This window comes from Isoptericola sp. NPDC060257 (genome assembly GCF_042726645.1).
In the GTDB taxonomy this organism is placed as follows: Bacteria; Actinomycetota; Actinomycetes; order Actinomycetales; family Cellulomonadaceae; genus Isoptericola; species Isoptericola nanjingensis.
In genome coordinates this window covers 1-15,313 of the sequence record NZ_JBHXAW010000082.1, presented here as the reverse complement: position 1 = coordinate 15,313, position 15,313 = coordinate 1, and the positions used below count along the sequence as shown (strand labels likewise).

Here is a 15,313-nt window from a genome sequence, read left to right as displayed (position 1 = left end):
TGCTCGAGGCGCTCCTTGAAGCGGTCGGTCTCCTCGTGCAGCTCGGCGTCGCTCAGCTCCTCGAAGCTGGGCTCGAGCCGGTTGACCTGCTGGGCCAGGCTGTTGAGCTTCTTGACAATCCGGCCCTCGCCAAGACGGAGGACCTTCTCGAGGATCGCAGGCACGCAGTACTCCAGGGTCGGTGGCGCCCCGGGGATGGCCGGGACCGTGCGGCGCGACGACGGGCGACGACGGGCGGTCGGGATCGCACGTCCGCGCCGTCGCCTGGGTCACACCGGCCCCATCCTAGGCGGATCACCTGGGAGTCCGGCACGGGTTCGCGACGGACGAACGGCCCGTCGCGCCCCGTCCCGGCGCCGTGAGCGGACGTTCGGCCCGGTCCCGGCGCGAGGACCGGGCCAAACGCTCGCTCACAGCGTCTCGTGGCCGCGGCCGGAGCCGGGGGCGAGGTCGGCTGCGGCGCGGTCCGCGAGCTCCGCCCCCGCGGCGCCGTACAGGTGGAAGACGGCGTCCGCACCGTGGCGGCGCAGCTCGGCGGCGTCCTCGTCGTAGCGGGCGATCGCCGCCACCCGGCCGGCGAAGCCGACCGCGCGCAGCCGGGCCAGGGCGATGAGGTTCGCCTTGTGGAACGGCATCGCGAGCACGGCGAGGCGCACCTGTCCGGCCCGCTTGACCCGGGCCCAGAACTCGGTGTCGGTGGCGTCCGCGGGGACGACGGCGATCCCCTCGGTCCGCAGCGCCTCGACGCGGGTGCGGTCGTGCTCGACCCCCATGACCGACAGCCCGTGCACGTCGCGCAGCCGCCGGTACGTCGCCGAGCCCACCCGCCCCAGGCCGAGGACGACGGCGTCGACCCGGCCGATGTCGACCGGGCGGTCGTCGAGGTGCAGCTTGTCGACGTCCCGCCGGGGCAGGAGCGCGGTGAGGCGGGCCGCGAGCTCGACGCCGCGCCGGTTGACGATCGCCGAGACGACGAAGCTGCCGGCGACGGCGAGGGAGACGATGACCGTCCACTCCTCGTCGAGCAGGCCCGCCGTCGCGCCGAACGCGACGACGATGATGCCGAACTCGGAGAAGTTGCCGAGCGCCAGACCGGCCAGGAACGACGTCCGCCGCCGCAGCCGCATCAGCCACAGCAGCACCGCGTACCCCGCCACCTGCAGCGGCAGCAGCAGGAGCAGCAGGCCGGCCAGGGCCAGGTCGACCGGGGCCGGCATCCCGTGCAGCCCGATCTGCAGGAAGAACGCGACGAGCGCCAGGTCCTTGACCGTGAGCAGGGAGCGGGAGAGCTCGGTGGCGCGCGGGTGCCCGGCGAGCAGGGCGCCCATCACGAGGGCGCCGAGGTCGCCCGACAGCCCGACGACCTCGAACAGCCAGTAGCCGGGCACCAGGGCGACGAACGCGCCGAACAGCGCCTGCAGCTCACCGTGCCCGGCCCGGTCCCAGACCCGGCGCAGCACCCAGGCCCCGGGGACGAGGACGACGACGGCGAGCGCCCACGGGCTGGGCGGCTCCCCCGTCGAGACGGCCAGGAACGCCACGGCGATGATGTCCTGCACCACGAGCACGCCGACGGCGATGCGCCCGTACAGCGCCGTCGTGTCCGAGCGGTCCTCCAGCACCTTGACCACGAAGACCGTGGAGGAGAACGACAGCGCCAGCCCGACCAGCGCCAGGGAGCCGAGCGACTCGTCGGCGAGGAGCCGGATCCCGACGACGGCGAGCAGGCCGAGGAACCCGACGGCCACGGCGACGCTCAGCACCAGGTGCGCCGCCGTGGTGAGCCAGACCTCCGGGCGCAGCAGCGACCGGACGTCGAGCTTCAGCCCGATCGCGAACAGCAGGAGCGCCACGCCCAGCTCGGCGACGGTCTCCAGCCCGGGCAGGTCGGGGGCCCCGGCCGCCCCGAGCGCGAACCCGGCGGCGAGGAAGCCGACCAGCGGCGGCAGCCGCAGCAGCGTCGCCGCCAGCCCGCCCACGAGCGCCGCGGCGAGGTACAGCACGGCCGTGGCCATCAGCGCTCCTGACCTTCTCCGGTCCCGACCGACGCGGGCGCGCCCGACGTCGTGGCGCCGATCCTACGAGCGGCGGGCGCCCGGCGCCCTACGCCGCGCGCACGGCCCCGGCCAGTGCGGGCGCGAGGTCGCCGACCGGCGCGACCGCCGTCGTCCCGAGCCCGAGCCAGCTCGCGAGCACGGCGAGCTCGGCGCCGAGCGCCGCCGCCGTGCCGGAGCCGGCGTGGGCGGTGGGGTGCACCGCCTGGACGCGCAGGACGCCCGCCTGCCGGTCGGCCTTGAGGTCGACGAACGCCGTGATCGCGTCGCCCTCGAGGAACGGCAGCACGTAGTACCCGAGCACCCGCTGCGGCGCGGGCACGTAGATCTCGATCCGGTAGTACACGTCGAAGAGCGCCTCGAGGCGCCGCCGCTCCCAGACGACCGGGTCGAACGGGCTGAGCAGCGTGCGCGCCTGCGCCCGGCGGGGCACGCGAGCGTCCCGGTGCCGGTAGGTGGGCTCGTCCCAGCCGCGCACGTCGACCGGCACGAGCACGCCGTCCTCCACCAGCTCGTCCCGGGCCCGGCGCACGGCCGGGCCGCGCAGCCGGAAGTAGTCGGCGAAGCAGCGGACCGTGCCGATCCCGTGCGCCCGGGCGCCGAGCTCCAGCAGCCGGCGCACGGCCTCGTCGTCGGGCACCGGCTCCGCCGCGCGCACGGCCGGCGGCAGGACGCGCTCGGGCAGGTCGTAGCAGCGCTCGAACGCGGTGTTGCGCCGCGCGGCCATCACCTCGCCGGTGAAGAACAGGAACTCGAGGCAGCGCTTGGCCATCGTCCAGTTCCAGCCCCACTCCTCGCGCGAGCGGGGTCCCGACCGCCCGGTGGCGACCAGCTCGTCGTGGATCTCGCGCGCGGTCACCGGCCCGCGCTCGGCGACCAGCTGCCGCACCAGGTCCATCTCGGCCGCGTGCGCCAACGGTGCCCCCGCGATGGTGCCCCAGGCCTCGTCGAGGTAGTTGCGCCGCCGCCACTCCAGCAGCGGGTACGTCGACGCCGGCACGAACGAGGCCACGTGCGCCCACGTCTCCACGATCCGCCGCGGGGCCCGCCCCGCCGCCCGGTCCAGCAGCCCGACGTCGTACGGCCCGAGCCGCGAGTACAGCGGCATCAGGTGCGCCCGCGCCAGCACGTTCACCGAGTCGATCTGCAGCAGGTTCAGCTGCTCCACCGTCGCCATCGCCCGGCGCATCGTCACGCCGCCGTCGAGGCCCGGCCGGGCGCGGTGCAGACCTTGCGCACCGAGAGCGACACGGCGGGCCTGCGCGAGCGAGAGGGAGTCCACCCGGCCATCCTGCCGACGGCCACCGACAGCGGCGCGGACGAGCCCGGGGTCTCGACAGGCTCCACCAGCGAGACGGGTCTCGACAGGCTCGACCACCGAGGAGCGCAAGCGGACAGACGAGAGCGGGTCGGGGCTTCTTCGCGGGGACGTATCCCTCCCGAAGTGGAGGGCGCCCTGGCGCCCGTGAACGCGTCTCCGCGAAGAAGCCCTGACCCGCTCTCACCGCAACGCCGGTTGCGGTCGTCCGACCGGGATCACGTCAGCTCGGTCACCGGCTCCACGCCACCGACGGTCGAGTCCAGCTCGATCACGCCGTACGTCCAGCCCCGGCGGCGGTACACCGCGGACGGACGGGCCGTCTCCTTCGAGATGAAGAGGAAGAAGTCGTGGCCCACCATCTCCATCTGGTAGACGGCGTCGTCGACGGTCATCGGCTCGGCGTGGTGCAGCTTGCGCCGGATCACCACCGGGGAGTCGCCCAGCTGCTCCTCGACGGCGTCACCGGGCTCGGCGAGCGCGACGGGTGCGGACGGCTGGGCCGCGGCCTCCGTGGCGGCGACCTCGTCGTAGGGGCGGACGTCCACGGACGGGAGGACGTCGCCGCCCGCACGGCGGCGGTGGTCCTTGCGGCGGTCGCGCGATCGGCGCAGCCGCTCGGTGAGCTTGTCCAACGCGATGTCGAGGGCTCCGAACCGGTCGTCCGCCGCGGCCTCCGCGCGGATCACGGGCCCCTTGTCGTGCACGGTGAGCTCGACCCGCTCCCGGACCTCGGAGAGCCGCGGGTTGTTCTCGCGCGTCACCTCCACGTCCACCCGGCGAGCGGCCGGTGCGAGCTGGGTGACCTTGCTCAGCTTGTCCTCCACGTGCCGGCGGAACCTGTCCGCCACCTCCGTGTGCCTGCCGACGACGACGATCTCCATCGTGTTGCTCCACTTCGTCGTGAGGCCGCCCACTTCACGAGCGGCCCGAGTCTGTCCGTCTGGGCACCCCGTCCGGGGCACCGTGCTCGGCACCACCTCCCGGGTCGCCGGACGCGAGTCCGGACCGCTCGTGGGTCGCACGGACGAGCGACCCGGACCGCAGTCTCGGGGGCGTCTCGCCCGCGTGGGACCCCCAGGCTAACCCCCTCTCGCGCGCCAGGGATACCGGTGGCTCGAGGAGGTTCGTCACCTCTTTCGTGACGGCCCCGGGAGGCGGGGTGGCGGCCAGCACGAGGGCGCCGAGGACGTCCGCGCCGACATCCTCGAGGGCGCGTTCCGCGGCCGCGAGCGTGGAGCCGGTCGTGACCACGTCGTCGACGAGCAGGACCGCGGGGCGGGTCCCGCCGGCGCGGGCCAGCACCCGGTCGCGGGTCGCCACGGACCCGGTGAGGTTGCGCGCGCGGGCGCGCGCGCCGAGTCCCACCTGGTCGCGCCCGTGGCCGCGCCGGGTCAACGCGGGGACGACCGCCGCGCCGAGCCCCGCGTCGTGCAGCCCGGCCGCGGCGGCGCGGGCGAGGACGCGCACGTGGTCGCGTCCGCGCGCCCGGCGGGACGCCGCCGTCGAGGGTGCGCCGACCACGAGCAGCGGTCGCCCGGCGACGGCGCGCGCGACCGGCGTGGCGACCGCTCGCGCCGCCGACCGGACGGGCGGGCCCACGAGCCGGTCGAGGTCGGCGCGTCCACGGTCCTTCCACGCGACGACGAGCTCGCGCACCGGACCCGTGTAGGCCGCGAGCGCCCAGACCGGCAGCACGGGGACGCCGTCGAGCCGGTCCAGGCGCCCGGCCCCGGCCTCGACGCGGGCCGGCGGGCCGCCGAGCAGGGTCTCGCAGGCGGGGCACCAGCGCACGTCGAGGGCACCGCAGCCGGGGCACGACACGGGCACGACGAGGCGGCCGAGCTCGCGGAGCCACCGCACGGGTGGCGGGGTCGTCGTCGAAGGCATGCGGGCAGCGTGCCCCGCCCGCGACGCCGCGCGGTCGCCCGCGCCGGGGCCTGGGGAGGACGGCGGCCTGGGGGCAGCCTCGGGCCCCGTCCCCGTGCGGCGGCGGCGTCAGCCCGGGTAGGCGACCAGGTCGACGCCGTCGGACACCATCGACCACAGCGCTGAGCTCTGCCGCGAGTACAGGGTGCCCCCGCTGTCGATGGCGAGCATGGCCCCCGTCCCGACGGACGCCGTCACGGACCTCGGTCCCGGGACGCCGGGCTGGGCCCGGGACAGTCCGCCCTGGCCGGAGAGCCCGCCCACACCGGAGAGGAAGACCGCGGCGTCGCCGTCGGCCTCCTGGCCGATCAGGGCGAGCACGGCCTCGTCCTGCCATGCCGCCTGCGTCACCTGCCGCACGGAGGCGCCGACCTGCACGGGCGCCGAGAGGCCGGTCGGGACGTTCTCGGCGTCGCGGACCACGCCGGCCACGTGCACCAGGCGGCCGCTGGGGCCGGAGCTGACGATCGCGACGCGGGCGCCCTCCGGCGACACGTGCACGGACCGGACGGTCCGCGACGACAGCCAGTCGACGTCCAGGGTCCGCACCGCGCCGGACGGCATCGCGACGAGGAGCTCCGAGCCCTGCGCGCTCCACACGGCGCCGAACCGGTCGACGGACGGCGCCACGAGCTTCGCGCCGGACAGGAGCACGTCGGGCGCGCCGTCGCCGGTGACGCGGACGATGCGCCGCGTGCCGTCGCGCACCACGACCGGCTCGTCGCCGGGGCCGGCGGCGAGGGCCGTCGGGTCGAGGCCGGCGATGGAGACGGGCTCGTCCGGCTCGCGGAGCTCCCGCCCGACGACGCGCACGATCTCGCCGTCGGAGACGGCGAGCGCCTCCCCCGACGTCCGGGGCGGGGAGATCGCCGGGGCCTCGGCGGTCGTGAGCGGCGCGTTCTGGACGGACAGCACGACGGTGCGGCCCTCCCCCTCGGCGAGCGACGCCTGCAGCTGCGCGGTCGCGAGCGCGCGCTGGTCGGCGCTGGCCTGCGAGATCGTGGACGTGAGGCTCACGTCGATGGTGCCGTCGTCGGTCACCGTCACCGCGTCGATGGCGAGCGACGTGCCCTCCGGGATGACGGTCGTCGTCGAGTCCTGCAGCCACTCCGGCGGGCCGGCGAGGATCTCGCTGGTCGCGTCGGTGCGCCAGGTCTGGCGGGGGAACCACCGCATGTCGGGCACCCACCAGGCGAGGTCGGGCGTCGGGAAGTAGAGGGTCGTCGGGTGGAACGCCTGGCCGAAGAACGCGGCGGGGAGCATGAGGCCGTCCTCGAGTTGGGAGATCCGCCACTCCCCGCCGGCGCTGCGCGACAGACCGAAGGACACCGTGAACTCGTTGGTCCGGGCCTCCTCGGTGTACATCCCGCGGTCGTCGAGCGTCGCGACCACGCGCACGGTCGCGTCGACCGTCGTCTCGGTCGCGTCGGCCGGGACGTCGGTGAGGTCCAGCTCGGGGTCCTCCTCCAGCACGAGCACGCGCGCGTACCGGTCCCAGCCCTCCCACGCCTCGTCCGTGACGTACTCCTGCGCGACGGCGAACGACGAGCTCGACGTGGGGCCGAGCTGCGCCACGCTGAGGAACCCCTGCACCACCTGGTCAGGGCTCGCGCCGGCCGCGGGACCCGACGCGATGTAGCCGATCTCGCTGATGTTCTCCAGCTCGGTGTCGCCGTCGCGCACCGGCCCGTTCGTGGGGATGCGGGCGCACGCGACGGTGATGGCGAGCACGGCCAGGACGGAGACGAGGGCGGCCGGCAGCGCCGCGAGCCGACGGCGCGGGCGGCGCGCGGGCCTGGGGGTGAGGGGCGCCGTCATCGGGTCTCCTCCTCGTCGTCCGGCCGGGCGGACGGGACGGGCGCGTGGGCGATGTCCAGACCGTCGGCGTCCACGACCCCGAGCTCGGGGATGGCCGTCGGCGTGGGGCCGGTCGGCGGGTTCACGACCGGGAGCTGGCCGGTGGGCGGCGCCGTGACGCCGGTCGACGGGCCCTCGAGCGGCAGCGGCGAGCCGTGCAGCCGGATCCCGGCCCGGCGCGGCAGCGTGAGCCGGAAGCTCGCGCCCTCCCCGAGGCGCCCCCACGCCTCGAGGCGGCCCGCGTGCAGGCGCGCGTCCTCGAGGGAGATCGCGAGGCCCAGACCGGTGCCGCCGGTGGTGCGGGCGCGGGCGGGGTCCGCGCGCCAGAAGCGGTGGAAGACGCGGTCGATGTCCTCGGGGGCGAGCCCCACGCCGTGGTCGCGCACGACGACGGCCACCGCGTCGGCGTCGACCCCGACCGTGACCTCGACCGGCTTGCCCTCGGCGTGCTCGACGGCGTTCACCACGAGGTTGCGCACGATGCGCTCGACGCGCCGCGGGTCGACGTCCGCCGTCGCCGGCTCGTCCGGGAGCGTCACGGACAGGAAGACGTGCTTGGTCTCGGCGAGCGGCATCGACGTGTCCGCCACGGCCACGACGACGTCGCGCAGGTCGCGCTGCTCGACGTCGAGCACGGCCGCGCCGGCGTCGAACCGGCTGATCTCCAGCAGGTCGGTGAGGAGGATCTCGAAGCGGTCGAGCTGCGTGTACAGCAGCTCGGCGGAGCGGCGGGCGGCGGGGTCGAGCTCGTCGCGGGACGCGTGGATGACCTCGCCCGCCATCCGGATCGTGGTCAGCGGCGTGCGCAGCTCGTGCGAGACGTCGGAGACGAAGCGGCGCTGCGCGGCGGACAGCTCCTCCATCCGCGCGATCTGGTCCTCGAGGTTCCCGGCCATCTCGTTGAACGTGCGGGTGAGGGTCGCCATCTCGTCCTGGCCCTTGGCGTCCGGCAGCCGCTCGTCCAGGTGGCCGTCGGCCAGCCGCGACGCGACGGTCGCCGCACGGCGCACCGGCGCGACCGTCTGCCGGGTCACGACCCACGTGAGCGCGCCGAGCAGCGCGAGGATCGCGAGCGCGCCGAGCGCGAGGGTGCGCTGCACGAACGACAGCGTCTCCTGCTCGGCCTGCAGGGAGTAGATCGCGTACAGCTCGTAGGTGCCGATGGACGGCACCTCGACCGTCGACCCGACGATGACGCCCGGCTCCGGCGCCTCGGTGTCCGTGTACTCGGCGGGGATCTGCGTGGACTGCAGCACCTGGCCCTCGGTGGCGCGCGTCGCCTCCCGCAGGTCCTCGCCGATGATGCTCTTGAGGCCGATCTGCGTGCCCGTCTCGGCGAGCCGGTTCGGCTGGTCGGGGGGTCTGAGCAGCAGGAAGTCCTGCGCGCTCGACGCCCCGGCCGCCAGCGTGCGCACCATCTGCACGAGCAGGAGCTGCAGGTCGGAGTTCGAGGTCGCGGGCGAGGAGTCGAAGGCGCTGCGCACCTGCTCGGTCATCGAGGCGTTCTCGCGCTCGATGCGGTCGACGCGCTGCTCGTACAGCCCGTCGCGGATCGAGATCGACAGGTAGAGGCCGAGCAGCGCGACCGCGACGACGCCCAGCGCGAGCGCCGACGTCACGACCCTCAGCTGCAGGGACGACCGCCACCGCCGGACGAGGTACCGGGTCCGCGAGACGGTCCAGGCGCGCCACCGCCGCCACGTCCGGCGGACGCGGCGGGCGGCGGGCTCAGCGCGGGGCACCGGCCTTGTAGCCCACGCCGCGCACGGTCAGCACGACCGTCGGGTTCTCGGGGTCGCGCTCCACCTTGGAGCGCAGGCGCTGCACGTGCACGTTGACCAGGCGGGTGTCGGCGCTGTGCCGGTAGCCCCAGACCTTCTCGAGCAGCACCTCGCGGGTGAAGACCTGCCAGGGCTTGCGGGCCAGCGCCACGAGCAGGTCGAACTCCAGCGGGGTGAGGCTGATGCGCTCGCCGTCGCGCACCACGTTGTGGCCGGTGACGTCGATCTCGACGTCGCCGATGCGCAGCCGCTCGGGGCCCGGGTCGTCGTTGCGGCGCAGCCGGGTGCGGATGCGGGCGACGAGCTCCTTGGGCTTGAACGGCTTCGTCACGTAGTCGTCGGCGCCGGACTCGAGGCCGAGCACGACGTCGACCGTGTCCGTCTTGGCGGTGAGCATGATGATCGGGACGCCGGACTCGGCGCGGATCTCGCGGGCGACCTCGATGCCGTCCTTGCCGGGCAGCATCAGGTCGAGCAGGACGAGGTCGGGCTGCTCGTCGCGGAAGGCGACGAGGGCACCGTCGCCGTCGGCGCAGAACGTCGGCTCGAACCCCTCGGACTTCAGGACGATGCCGATCATCTCGGACAGCGCAGTGTCGTCGTCGACCACCAGGACACGGGACTTCATGCGGCCATTCTGCCAGCCACGGCGGCAGGTCCGGTGGAAGGCCGCGTGAGCGGGCGGGCGCGCCGTACTAGGGTCGGGGCGACCGGCGTCACACCCGGTCCCTCCAGCACTCCACCAGCACTCCACCAGCACAGCCCCGACAGTCCCGTCCGCCGACGTCGCGTCGGCACGACCCGACCGCCCTGCAGCCCGGGAGGCCGCGATGAGCACGCCCGACCAGCCCCAGCCGCCGTCCGGCTGGGGGGACGCCTCCGAGCCGCCCCGCTACGGCCAGCGCGCGCCCGAGGGCGCCCCGCAGCCGCCCACCTCCGGGCAGTACGGGCAGGGCCAGTACGGGCAGGGCCAGTACGGGCAGGGCCAGTACGGGCAGGGCCAGTACGGGCAGAGCCCCTACGGCCCGCGGCCGCCGGCTGCGCCGCCGGCGACGAAGCCCGGCGTCGTGCCGCTGCGGCCGCTGTCGCTCGGCGAGATCTACGACGGCGCGTTCACCGCGATCCGGCACAACCCGAAGGTGATGCTCGGCGCCGCCACCCTCGTGATCCTGGTCGCGACGGTGCTCGGCGTGCTGGTCGCGCAGCTCATCGTGCCGTCGATCTCGTCGTCGTTCTCCACGCTGGCCGAGTCCGACCCGGAGATCACCGAGCTCGGGTTCGACAACCTCATCGCCCAGACGCTCGCGTCGTCCCTCGGCATGAGCGTGACCCTGCTGCTCGCCCAGCCCGTGGTGGAGGGCATCCTCACCGTCTCGGTGAGCCAGTCGGTCATCGGCCGCAAGCTGAGCCTCGGCGAGGTCTGGGAGCGGCTCCGCGGGCGTGTCGGCCGGCTCATCGGCTGGGCCCTGCTGCGCACGCTCGCCGGTGCGGTCGGCACGTTCGTCTGGTTCTTCGTCCTGGTCCTGCTCGTCGCCCTCGTGAGCGAGCAGTCCACGGGGGCCGCCGTCGGCCTCGGGCTCCTGCTCGGCGCCGGGTACGTCGTGGTCGTCGTGTGGCTGGGCGTGCGCATCGGGCTCGTCGCGCCCGCGCTGGCGCTCGAGGGGCAGGGCCTGGGCAGCACGATCGCGCGCGCCTGGCGGCTGACGCGCGGGTCCTTCTGGCGCCTGTTCGGCATCTACCTGCTTGCGATGATCATCGTGAGCGCCGCCGCGTACATCATCACGATCCCTCTCGGCCTCATCGCGGGCGTGATCGGCGGGACCGGCGGCAGCACCGAGTCGTTCACGACCGCGACCGTGGTCATGAGCGTGCTGTCGTCAGTCATCTCGGCCGCGATCACGACGATCTTCGTGGCGGCGGTCGTCGCCCTGCTCTACATCGACGTGCGGATGCGCCGCGAGGGTCTGGACGTGCAGCTCGCCGCGGCGGCGCAGTCGTCCGACGGCGGACGGCCCGGCGGCGAGCCCGGACCCCCGCCCGGCATGCTCGCGTGAGCGGCGCGTCGGCGGTGGTGCACGAGGTCGTGACGACCCTGCTCGTCGACGTGCCCGCCGCCGTGCCCGTGGACCCCGACCGGGAGACGGCGCACCGCTGGCTGCTGGAGGAGCTGTCGCGACCCGAGTACTCCACGCAGCCGTCGCTGCTGGAGCGCCTGCTCACCTGGCTCGGCGACCTGTTCGACGGCCTGACCCTCGGCGAGGGGCGGTTCCCGCTCGCGTTCGTGGTCGTGGTGGTCGTGGTGCTCGTCGCCGCGCTCGCCTGGTGGGTGGCCGGGCCCGTCCGCCTGGCCCGCCGCCGTCGGCGCTCCGTCGTCGTGCTCGACGGCGACGAGCGCACCGCGGCCGAGCTGCGGGCGTCCGCCGACGACGCGGCCGCCCGCGGCGACTGGTCCGCGGCCGTGCTGGACCGGTTCCGCGCACTCGTGCGCTCCCTGGAGGAGCGCGTCGTGCTGGACGAGCGCCCCGGCCGGACGGCGCAGGAGGCGGCGCACGACGCCGCCACGCGGCTGCCCGCCGTCGCCGCCGAGCTGCACGACGCGGCCCGCCTGTTCGACGACGTCTGCTACGGCACGCTGCCCGCCGGTCCGGAGGACGACCGCCGACTGCGCGACCTCGACGAGCGGGTGCGCGGGCTGCGGCCCGAGCCGCTCGCGGCCGCCGCGGCACCGGACGGGGTGGGGACGCCGTGACGGCCCCGACGCAGACCACGCCGGACGCCGTGGTCTCGCCGGTCGTGACGGGGGACGGCACCACCGGCCGCGGCCGCACCGCCGACCGCTGGCGCCGGACCCGCTGGACGCTGCTGGTACTCGGGGTGCTCGCCCTCGTGGTGGCCGTGCTGGCCGTGCAGCGCCCGGCCACGTCCACCACCCCGTACGCGCCCGACAACGCGCAGCCGACCGGTGCCCGCGCCGTCGCGCAGGTGCTCGGGCGCCAGGGCGTCGAGGTCCGCCACGTGACCCGGGTCGCGGACGCCGTCGCGGCGGCCGGGCCGGGCACGACGCTGCTGGTGACGCCCGGGAGCATGCTGCTGCCCGAGCAGGTCGACGCCCTGGCCGGCGTCGACGCGGACATGGTGCTGCTCGGTGCCGACGACGAGCTGGTGCGCGCGGCCACCGACGGCGCCGTCAGCCGCACGCCCGGGGCCGCCGCCCCCGCGTTCGCCGTCGAGCCGGCGTGCGACCTCCCGCTCGCCACGCGCGCCGGCACGATGTGGCTCACGCCCGGCCTGCAGGCCGAGCCCGGGGCCGACGACGTCACGCTCTGCTGGCCGGTCGACGGGCCGGCGGGGCTGGCGCGCGTCGAGCCGGCGGGGGCCGACGGTGGACGGGTCGTGACCGCCGTCGACGACCCGTCCTTCGTCACCAACGACGCGGTGCTGGACAACGGCAACGCGGCGCTCGCGCTGGGCCTGCTGGGCGCGCAGGAGACGCTCGTGTGGCTCGTGCCCGACCCGCTGGACACGAGCTCGACCGGCGAGGGCGGCGCGCCGTCCGCCGGCGCCGGCGTCCTGCCGCCCTGGGCGGGCGTCGTCGGCCTGTGGGCGCTGCTGGTCGTGCTCGTCGCCGCGGTGTGGCGGGCGCGCCGGCTGGGACCGCTGGTCGCCGAGGAGCTCCCGGTCGTGGTCCGCTCCGCCGAGACCACCCGCGGCCGCGGCCGCCTCTACCGGCGGACCAGGTCCCGCGGGCACGCCGCCGCGGGCCTGCGCGCCGCCACCGCCGAGACCGTCGCGCGCCGCCTGGGCGTGCCGCGGTCCGCCGACGCCACGGCCCTCACCGAGGCCGTCGCCCGCGCCACCGGGCGGTCCGCGCACGACGTGGCCGACCTGCTGTACGGCCCACCACCCCACGACGACGACGCGCTCACCGAGCTCGCGCGTCGGCTCGACACCCTGGAGAGCGAGGTCCACCGATCGTGACGACCCCCGACGAGAACCCGCAGGGCACGCCGCCCGCGGCCCCTGTCGAGACCACCGCGTCGACCACCGCGTCGACCACACCGTCGACCACCGCCCCGGGCGACCCGGCGCCCCCGTCGGCACCCCCGGCACCGCAGGCCGCTCCCCCGGCGCCTGACGCCGCGGGCGCCCCGTCCCGCGAGCTGCGCGCCGCGCTCGCCGGCGTGCGCAGCGAGGTGGGCAAGGCGGTCGTGGGCCAGGACTCCGCGGTGACGAGCCTGCTCATCGCGCTGCTCTGCTCCGGCCACGTGCTGCTCGAGGGCGTGCCCGGCGTCGCGAAGACCCTGCTGGTGCGGGCGCTCGGCGCGTCGCTCGACCTGTCGACGAAGCGCGTGCAGTTCACGCCCGACCTCATGCCCGGCGACGTCACCGGGTCCCTGGTGTACGACGCGCGCACGGCCGAGTTCTCGTTCCGTGAGGGGCCGGTCTTCACGAACCTGCTGCTCGCGGACGAGATCAACCGCACGCCCCCGAAGACGCAGGCGTCCCTGCTGGAGGCGATGGAGGAGCGTCAGGTGTCCGTCGACGGCACGCCGCGGCCCCTGCCGGACCCGTTCGTCGTCATCGCCACGCAGAACCCGGTGGAGCACGAGGGCACGTACCCGCTGCCCGAGGCGCAGCTCGACCGCTTCCTGCTCAAGGTGGTGCTTCCCGTCCCCGAGCGCGAGCAGGAGATCGAGGTGCTGGCCCGGCACGCCGCCGGGTTCGACCCGCGCGACCTGGGCGCCGCGGGCGTCCGGGCGGTCGCCGGCCGCGAGCAGCTCGCCGCCGCGCGGGCCGAGGTGCGACAGGTCCAGGTGGCGCCCGAGGTGCTCGGCTACGCCGTCGACCTGTGCCGCGCCACCCGCCGCTCCCCCTCGCTCTCGCTCGGCGTGTCCCCGCGCGGCGCCACCGCGCTGCTCGCGACGTCGCGCGCCTGGGCCTGGCTGTCGGGGCGCTCGTACGTGACGCCCGACGACGTGAAGGCGCTCGCGCACCCCACGCTCCGGCACCGCGTGCAGCTGCGGCCCGAGGCGGAGCTCGAGGGCGTCACCGCCGAGAGCGTCCTCACGACCGTGCTCGCGACCGTCCCCGTCCCCCGCTGAGCGGGACCCGGACATGGCGCTGACGTGGCGCGCCGTCGTGCTGGCGGCGCTCGGGGTGATCCCGGTGGTCCTGTTCCCCGTGCCGGGGACGGTCGTGGTGTGGGCGCTGGTCGTGGCGGCCGTGTGCGCCGTCGACGTCGCCCTCGCCGCGTCCCCGCGCGCCGTCGCGCTCCAGCGCCGCACGCCCCGCTCCGTGCGGCTCGGCACGACGGCCCGTTCGGAGCTGGTGGTCACCAACACCGCCCGACGGCGGCTGCGCGCGGTCGTCCGCGACGCCTGGCCGCCGTCGCTGGTGCCGGACGCGAGCCTGCGCACCGACGGCGCGGCGGCCGGCGAGCCGCTCGTGGCCCGGTCGGCCCGGCACGACGTCGACCTGCCGCCCGGCGAGTCCGTCCGCGTGCGCACCCCGCTGCGTCCGACCCGCCGGGGCGACCGCGCTGCCGGGCCGGTGACGGTCCGTTCGTTCGGCCCGCTGCGCGTCGCCGCCCGCCAGGCGTCGATCCCGGTGCCGGCCCGGCTGCGCGTGCTCCCCGAGTTCGCCAGCCGGCGCCACCTGCCCTCCCGGCTGGCGCGGCTGCGCGAGATGGACGGGCGGGCCGCCGTGCAGGTGCGCGGCGAGGGCACCGAGTTCGACTCGCTGCGCGAGTACGTGGTGGGCGACGACGTGCGCTCGATCGACTGGCGCGCCACCGCCCGCCGCGGCGACGTCGTCGTGCGCACCTGGCGGCCCGAGCGCGACCGGCGCGTGGTGATCGTGCTCGACACCGGCCGCACGTCCGCCGCGCGGATCGGCACCGCCGCCGCGGCCGACACCGAGCGGGCGCTCGAGGGCGCGGACGACGACGCGCCGTCGTCGCTCGGCGGCACGCGGCTGGAGGCGGGCATCGAGGCCGCGCTGCTGCTCGGGGCGCTCGCCGACCGCGCGGGCGACCGCGTGCAGGTGCTGGCGTACGACCGGGCGCTGCGGGCCCGGGTCGCGGGCGCGTCCGGCCCGCGGCTGCTGCCCGCGCTGGCGGAGTCCCTGTCGACCGTCGAGCCCGCCCTGCTGGAGACGGACTGGCCCGGCCTCGTCGGGCAGGTGCGCCAGCGGGTCTCGCAGCGCTCGCTCGTGGTGCTGCTGACGTCGCTGGACCCGGCGGCCGTCGAGACGGGCCTGCTGCCGGTGATCGACCGGCTCTCCGGCACCCACCAGGTGGTCGTCGCGGCCGTCGCCGACGCGGACGCCGCCCGGCTGCGCGCCGACCGGTCGTCGGCGGCCGCCGTCTACGACGC

12 protein-coding genes are annotated in these 15,313 nt (G+C 75.9%); 5 read left to right on the top strand and 7 right to left on the bottom strand.

The genetic code is table 11. From position 1 onward, the window contains the following. Positions 1 to 410: 410 nt before the first annotated feature. The 7 genes from ACFWEK_RS09105 to mtrA all read right to left on the bottom strand — a co-directional run bounded on the left by ACFWEK_RS09105 (position 411) and on the right by mtrA (position 9,567). Positions 411 to 2,015, bottom strand: a complete 1,605-nt coding sequence (locus ACFWEK_RS09105) for a cation:proton antiporter (RefSeq protein ID WP_430548426.1) — start codon at positions 2,013 to 2,015, stop codon at positions 411 to 413. Positions 2,016 to 2,103: 88 nt separating this feature from the next. Continuing rightward, positions 2,104 to 3,336, bottom strand: a complete 1,233-nt coding sequence (locus ACFWEK_RS09100; RefSeq protein ID WP_430553828.1) for a winged helix-turn-helix domain-containing protein — start codon at positions 3,334 to 3,336, stop codon at positions 2,104 to 2,106. Between the two features lie 254 nt (positions 3,337 to 3,590). Next, the gene (hpf, locus tag ACFWEK_RS09095) at positions 3,591 to 4,256 is read right to left on the bottom strand and encodes a ribosome hibernation-promoting factor, HPF/YfiA family (RefSeq protein ID WP_429767087.1); all 666 of its coding nucleotides are present in this window, start codon (positions 4,254 to 4,256) and stop codon (positions 3,591 to 3,593) included. A gap of 34 nt (positions 4,257 to 4,290) precedes the next feature. Further along, complete coding sequence (locus ACFWEK_RS09090; protein ID WP_430546675.1) at positions 4,291 to 5,262, bottom strand: ComF family protein; 972 nt, start codon at positions 5,260 to 5,262, stop codon at positions 4,291 to 4,293. Between the two features lie 108 nt (positions 5,263 to 5,370). Beyond that, entirely contained in the window at positions 5,371 to 7,119 is a 1,749-nt protein-coding gene (locus ACFWEK_RS09085; RefSeq protein ID WP_430546676.1) for an LpqB family beta-propeller domain-containing protein, read from the bottom strand. Next, complete coding sequence (gene mtrB / locus ACFWEK_RS09080; RefSeq protein WP_430553827.1) at positions 7,116 to 8,777, bottom strand: MtrAB system histidine kinase MtrB; 1,662 nt, start codon at positions 8,775 to 8,777, stop codon at positions 7,116 to 7,118. The genes ACFWEK_RS09085 and mtrB overlap by 4 nt, the downstream gene beginning before the upstream one ends. A 109-nt stretch (positions 8,778 to 8,886) precedes the next feature. Beyond that, positions 8,887 to 9,567: an MtrAB system response regulator MtrA gene (gene mtrA / locus ACFWEK_RS09075; RefSeq protein WP_429735004.1), complete on the bottom strand. Its 681-nt coding sequence runs from the start codon at positions 9,565 to 9,567 to the stop codon at positions 8,887 to 8,889. Between the two features lie 202 nt (positions 9,568 to 9,769). On the opposite strand from mtrA, the gene ACFWEK_RS09070 reads away from it, so the two are divergent. The 5 genes from ACFWEK_RS09070 to ACFWEK_RS09050 all read left to right on the top strand — a co-directional run. Then, positions 9,770 to 10,993, top strand: a complete 1,224-nt coding sequence (locus ACFWEK_RS09070; RefSeq protein WP_430553826.1) for a glycerophosphoryl diester phosphodiesterase membrane domain-containing protein — start codon at positions 9,770 to 9,772, stop codon at positions 10,991 to 10,993. After that, on the top strand, positions 10,990 to 11,688 hold the full coding sequence (locus ACFWEK_RS09065; RefSeq protein ID WP_430546679.1) for a DUF4129 domain-containing protein: 699 nt from the start codon (positions 10,990 to 10,992) through the stop codon (positions 11,686 to 11,688). The genes ACFWEK_RS09070 and ACFWEK_RS09065 overlap by 4 nt, the downstream gene beginning before the upstream one ends. Next, positions 11,685 to 12,917 (top strand): DUF4350 domain-containing protein, encoded by a 1,233-nt coding sequence (locus tag ACFWEK_RS09060; RefSeq protein ID WP_430553825.1) that lies wholly within the window; start codon positions 11,685 to 11,687, stop codon positions 12,915 to 12,917. Before ACFWEK_RS09065 ends, ACFWEK_RS09060 begins: the two co-directional genes overlap by 4 nt. 182 nt (positions 12,918 to 13,099) lie before the next feature. Beyond that, complete coding sequence (locus ACFWEK_RS09055) at positions 13,100 to 14,041, top strand: AAA family ATPase (protein ID WP_430546798.1); 942 nt, start codon at positions 13,100 to 13,102, stop codon at positions 14,039 to 14,041. Between the two features lie 13 nt (positions 14,042 to 14,054). Then, positions 14,055 to 15,313, top strand: a 1,259-nt coding sequence (locus tag ACFWEK_RS09050; protein WP_430553824.1) for a DUF58 domain-containing protein, incomplete at its 3' end; no start/stop codon positions are given.

Bases quoted from the DNA above. Each gene is read 5' to 3' on its own strand.
- ACFWEK_RS09070 (WP_430553826.1), top strand. From the start codon at position 9,770: ATGAGCACGCCCGACCAGCCCCAGCCGCCGTCCGGCTGGGGGGACGCC.
- hpf (WP_429767087.1), bottom strand. From the start codon at position 4,256: ATGGAGATCGTCGTCGTCGGCAGGCACACGGAGGTGGCGGACAGGTTC.
- mtrA (WP_429735004.1), bottom strand. From the start codon at position 9,567: ATGAAGTCCCGTGTCCTGGTGGTCGACGACGACACTGCGCTGTCCGAG.
- ACFWEK_RS09085 (WP_430546676.1), bottom strand. From the start codon at position 7,119: ATGACGGCGCCCCTCACCCCCAGGCCCGCGCGCCGCCCGCGCCGTCGG.
- ACFWEK_RS09105 (WP_430548426.1), bottom strand. From the start codon at position 2,015: ATGGCCACGGCCGTGCTGTACCTCGCCGCGGCGCTCGTGGGCGGGCTG.
- ACFWEK_RS09090 (WP_430546675.1), bottom strand. From the start codon at position 5,262: ATGCCTTCGACGACGACCCCGCCACCCGTGCGGTGGCTCCGCGAGCTC.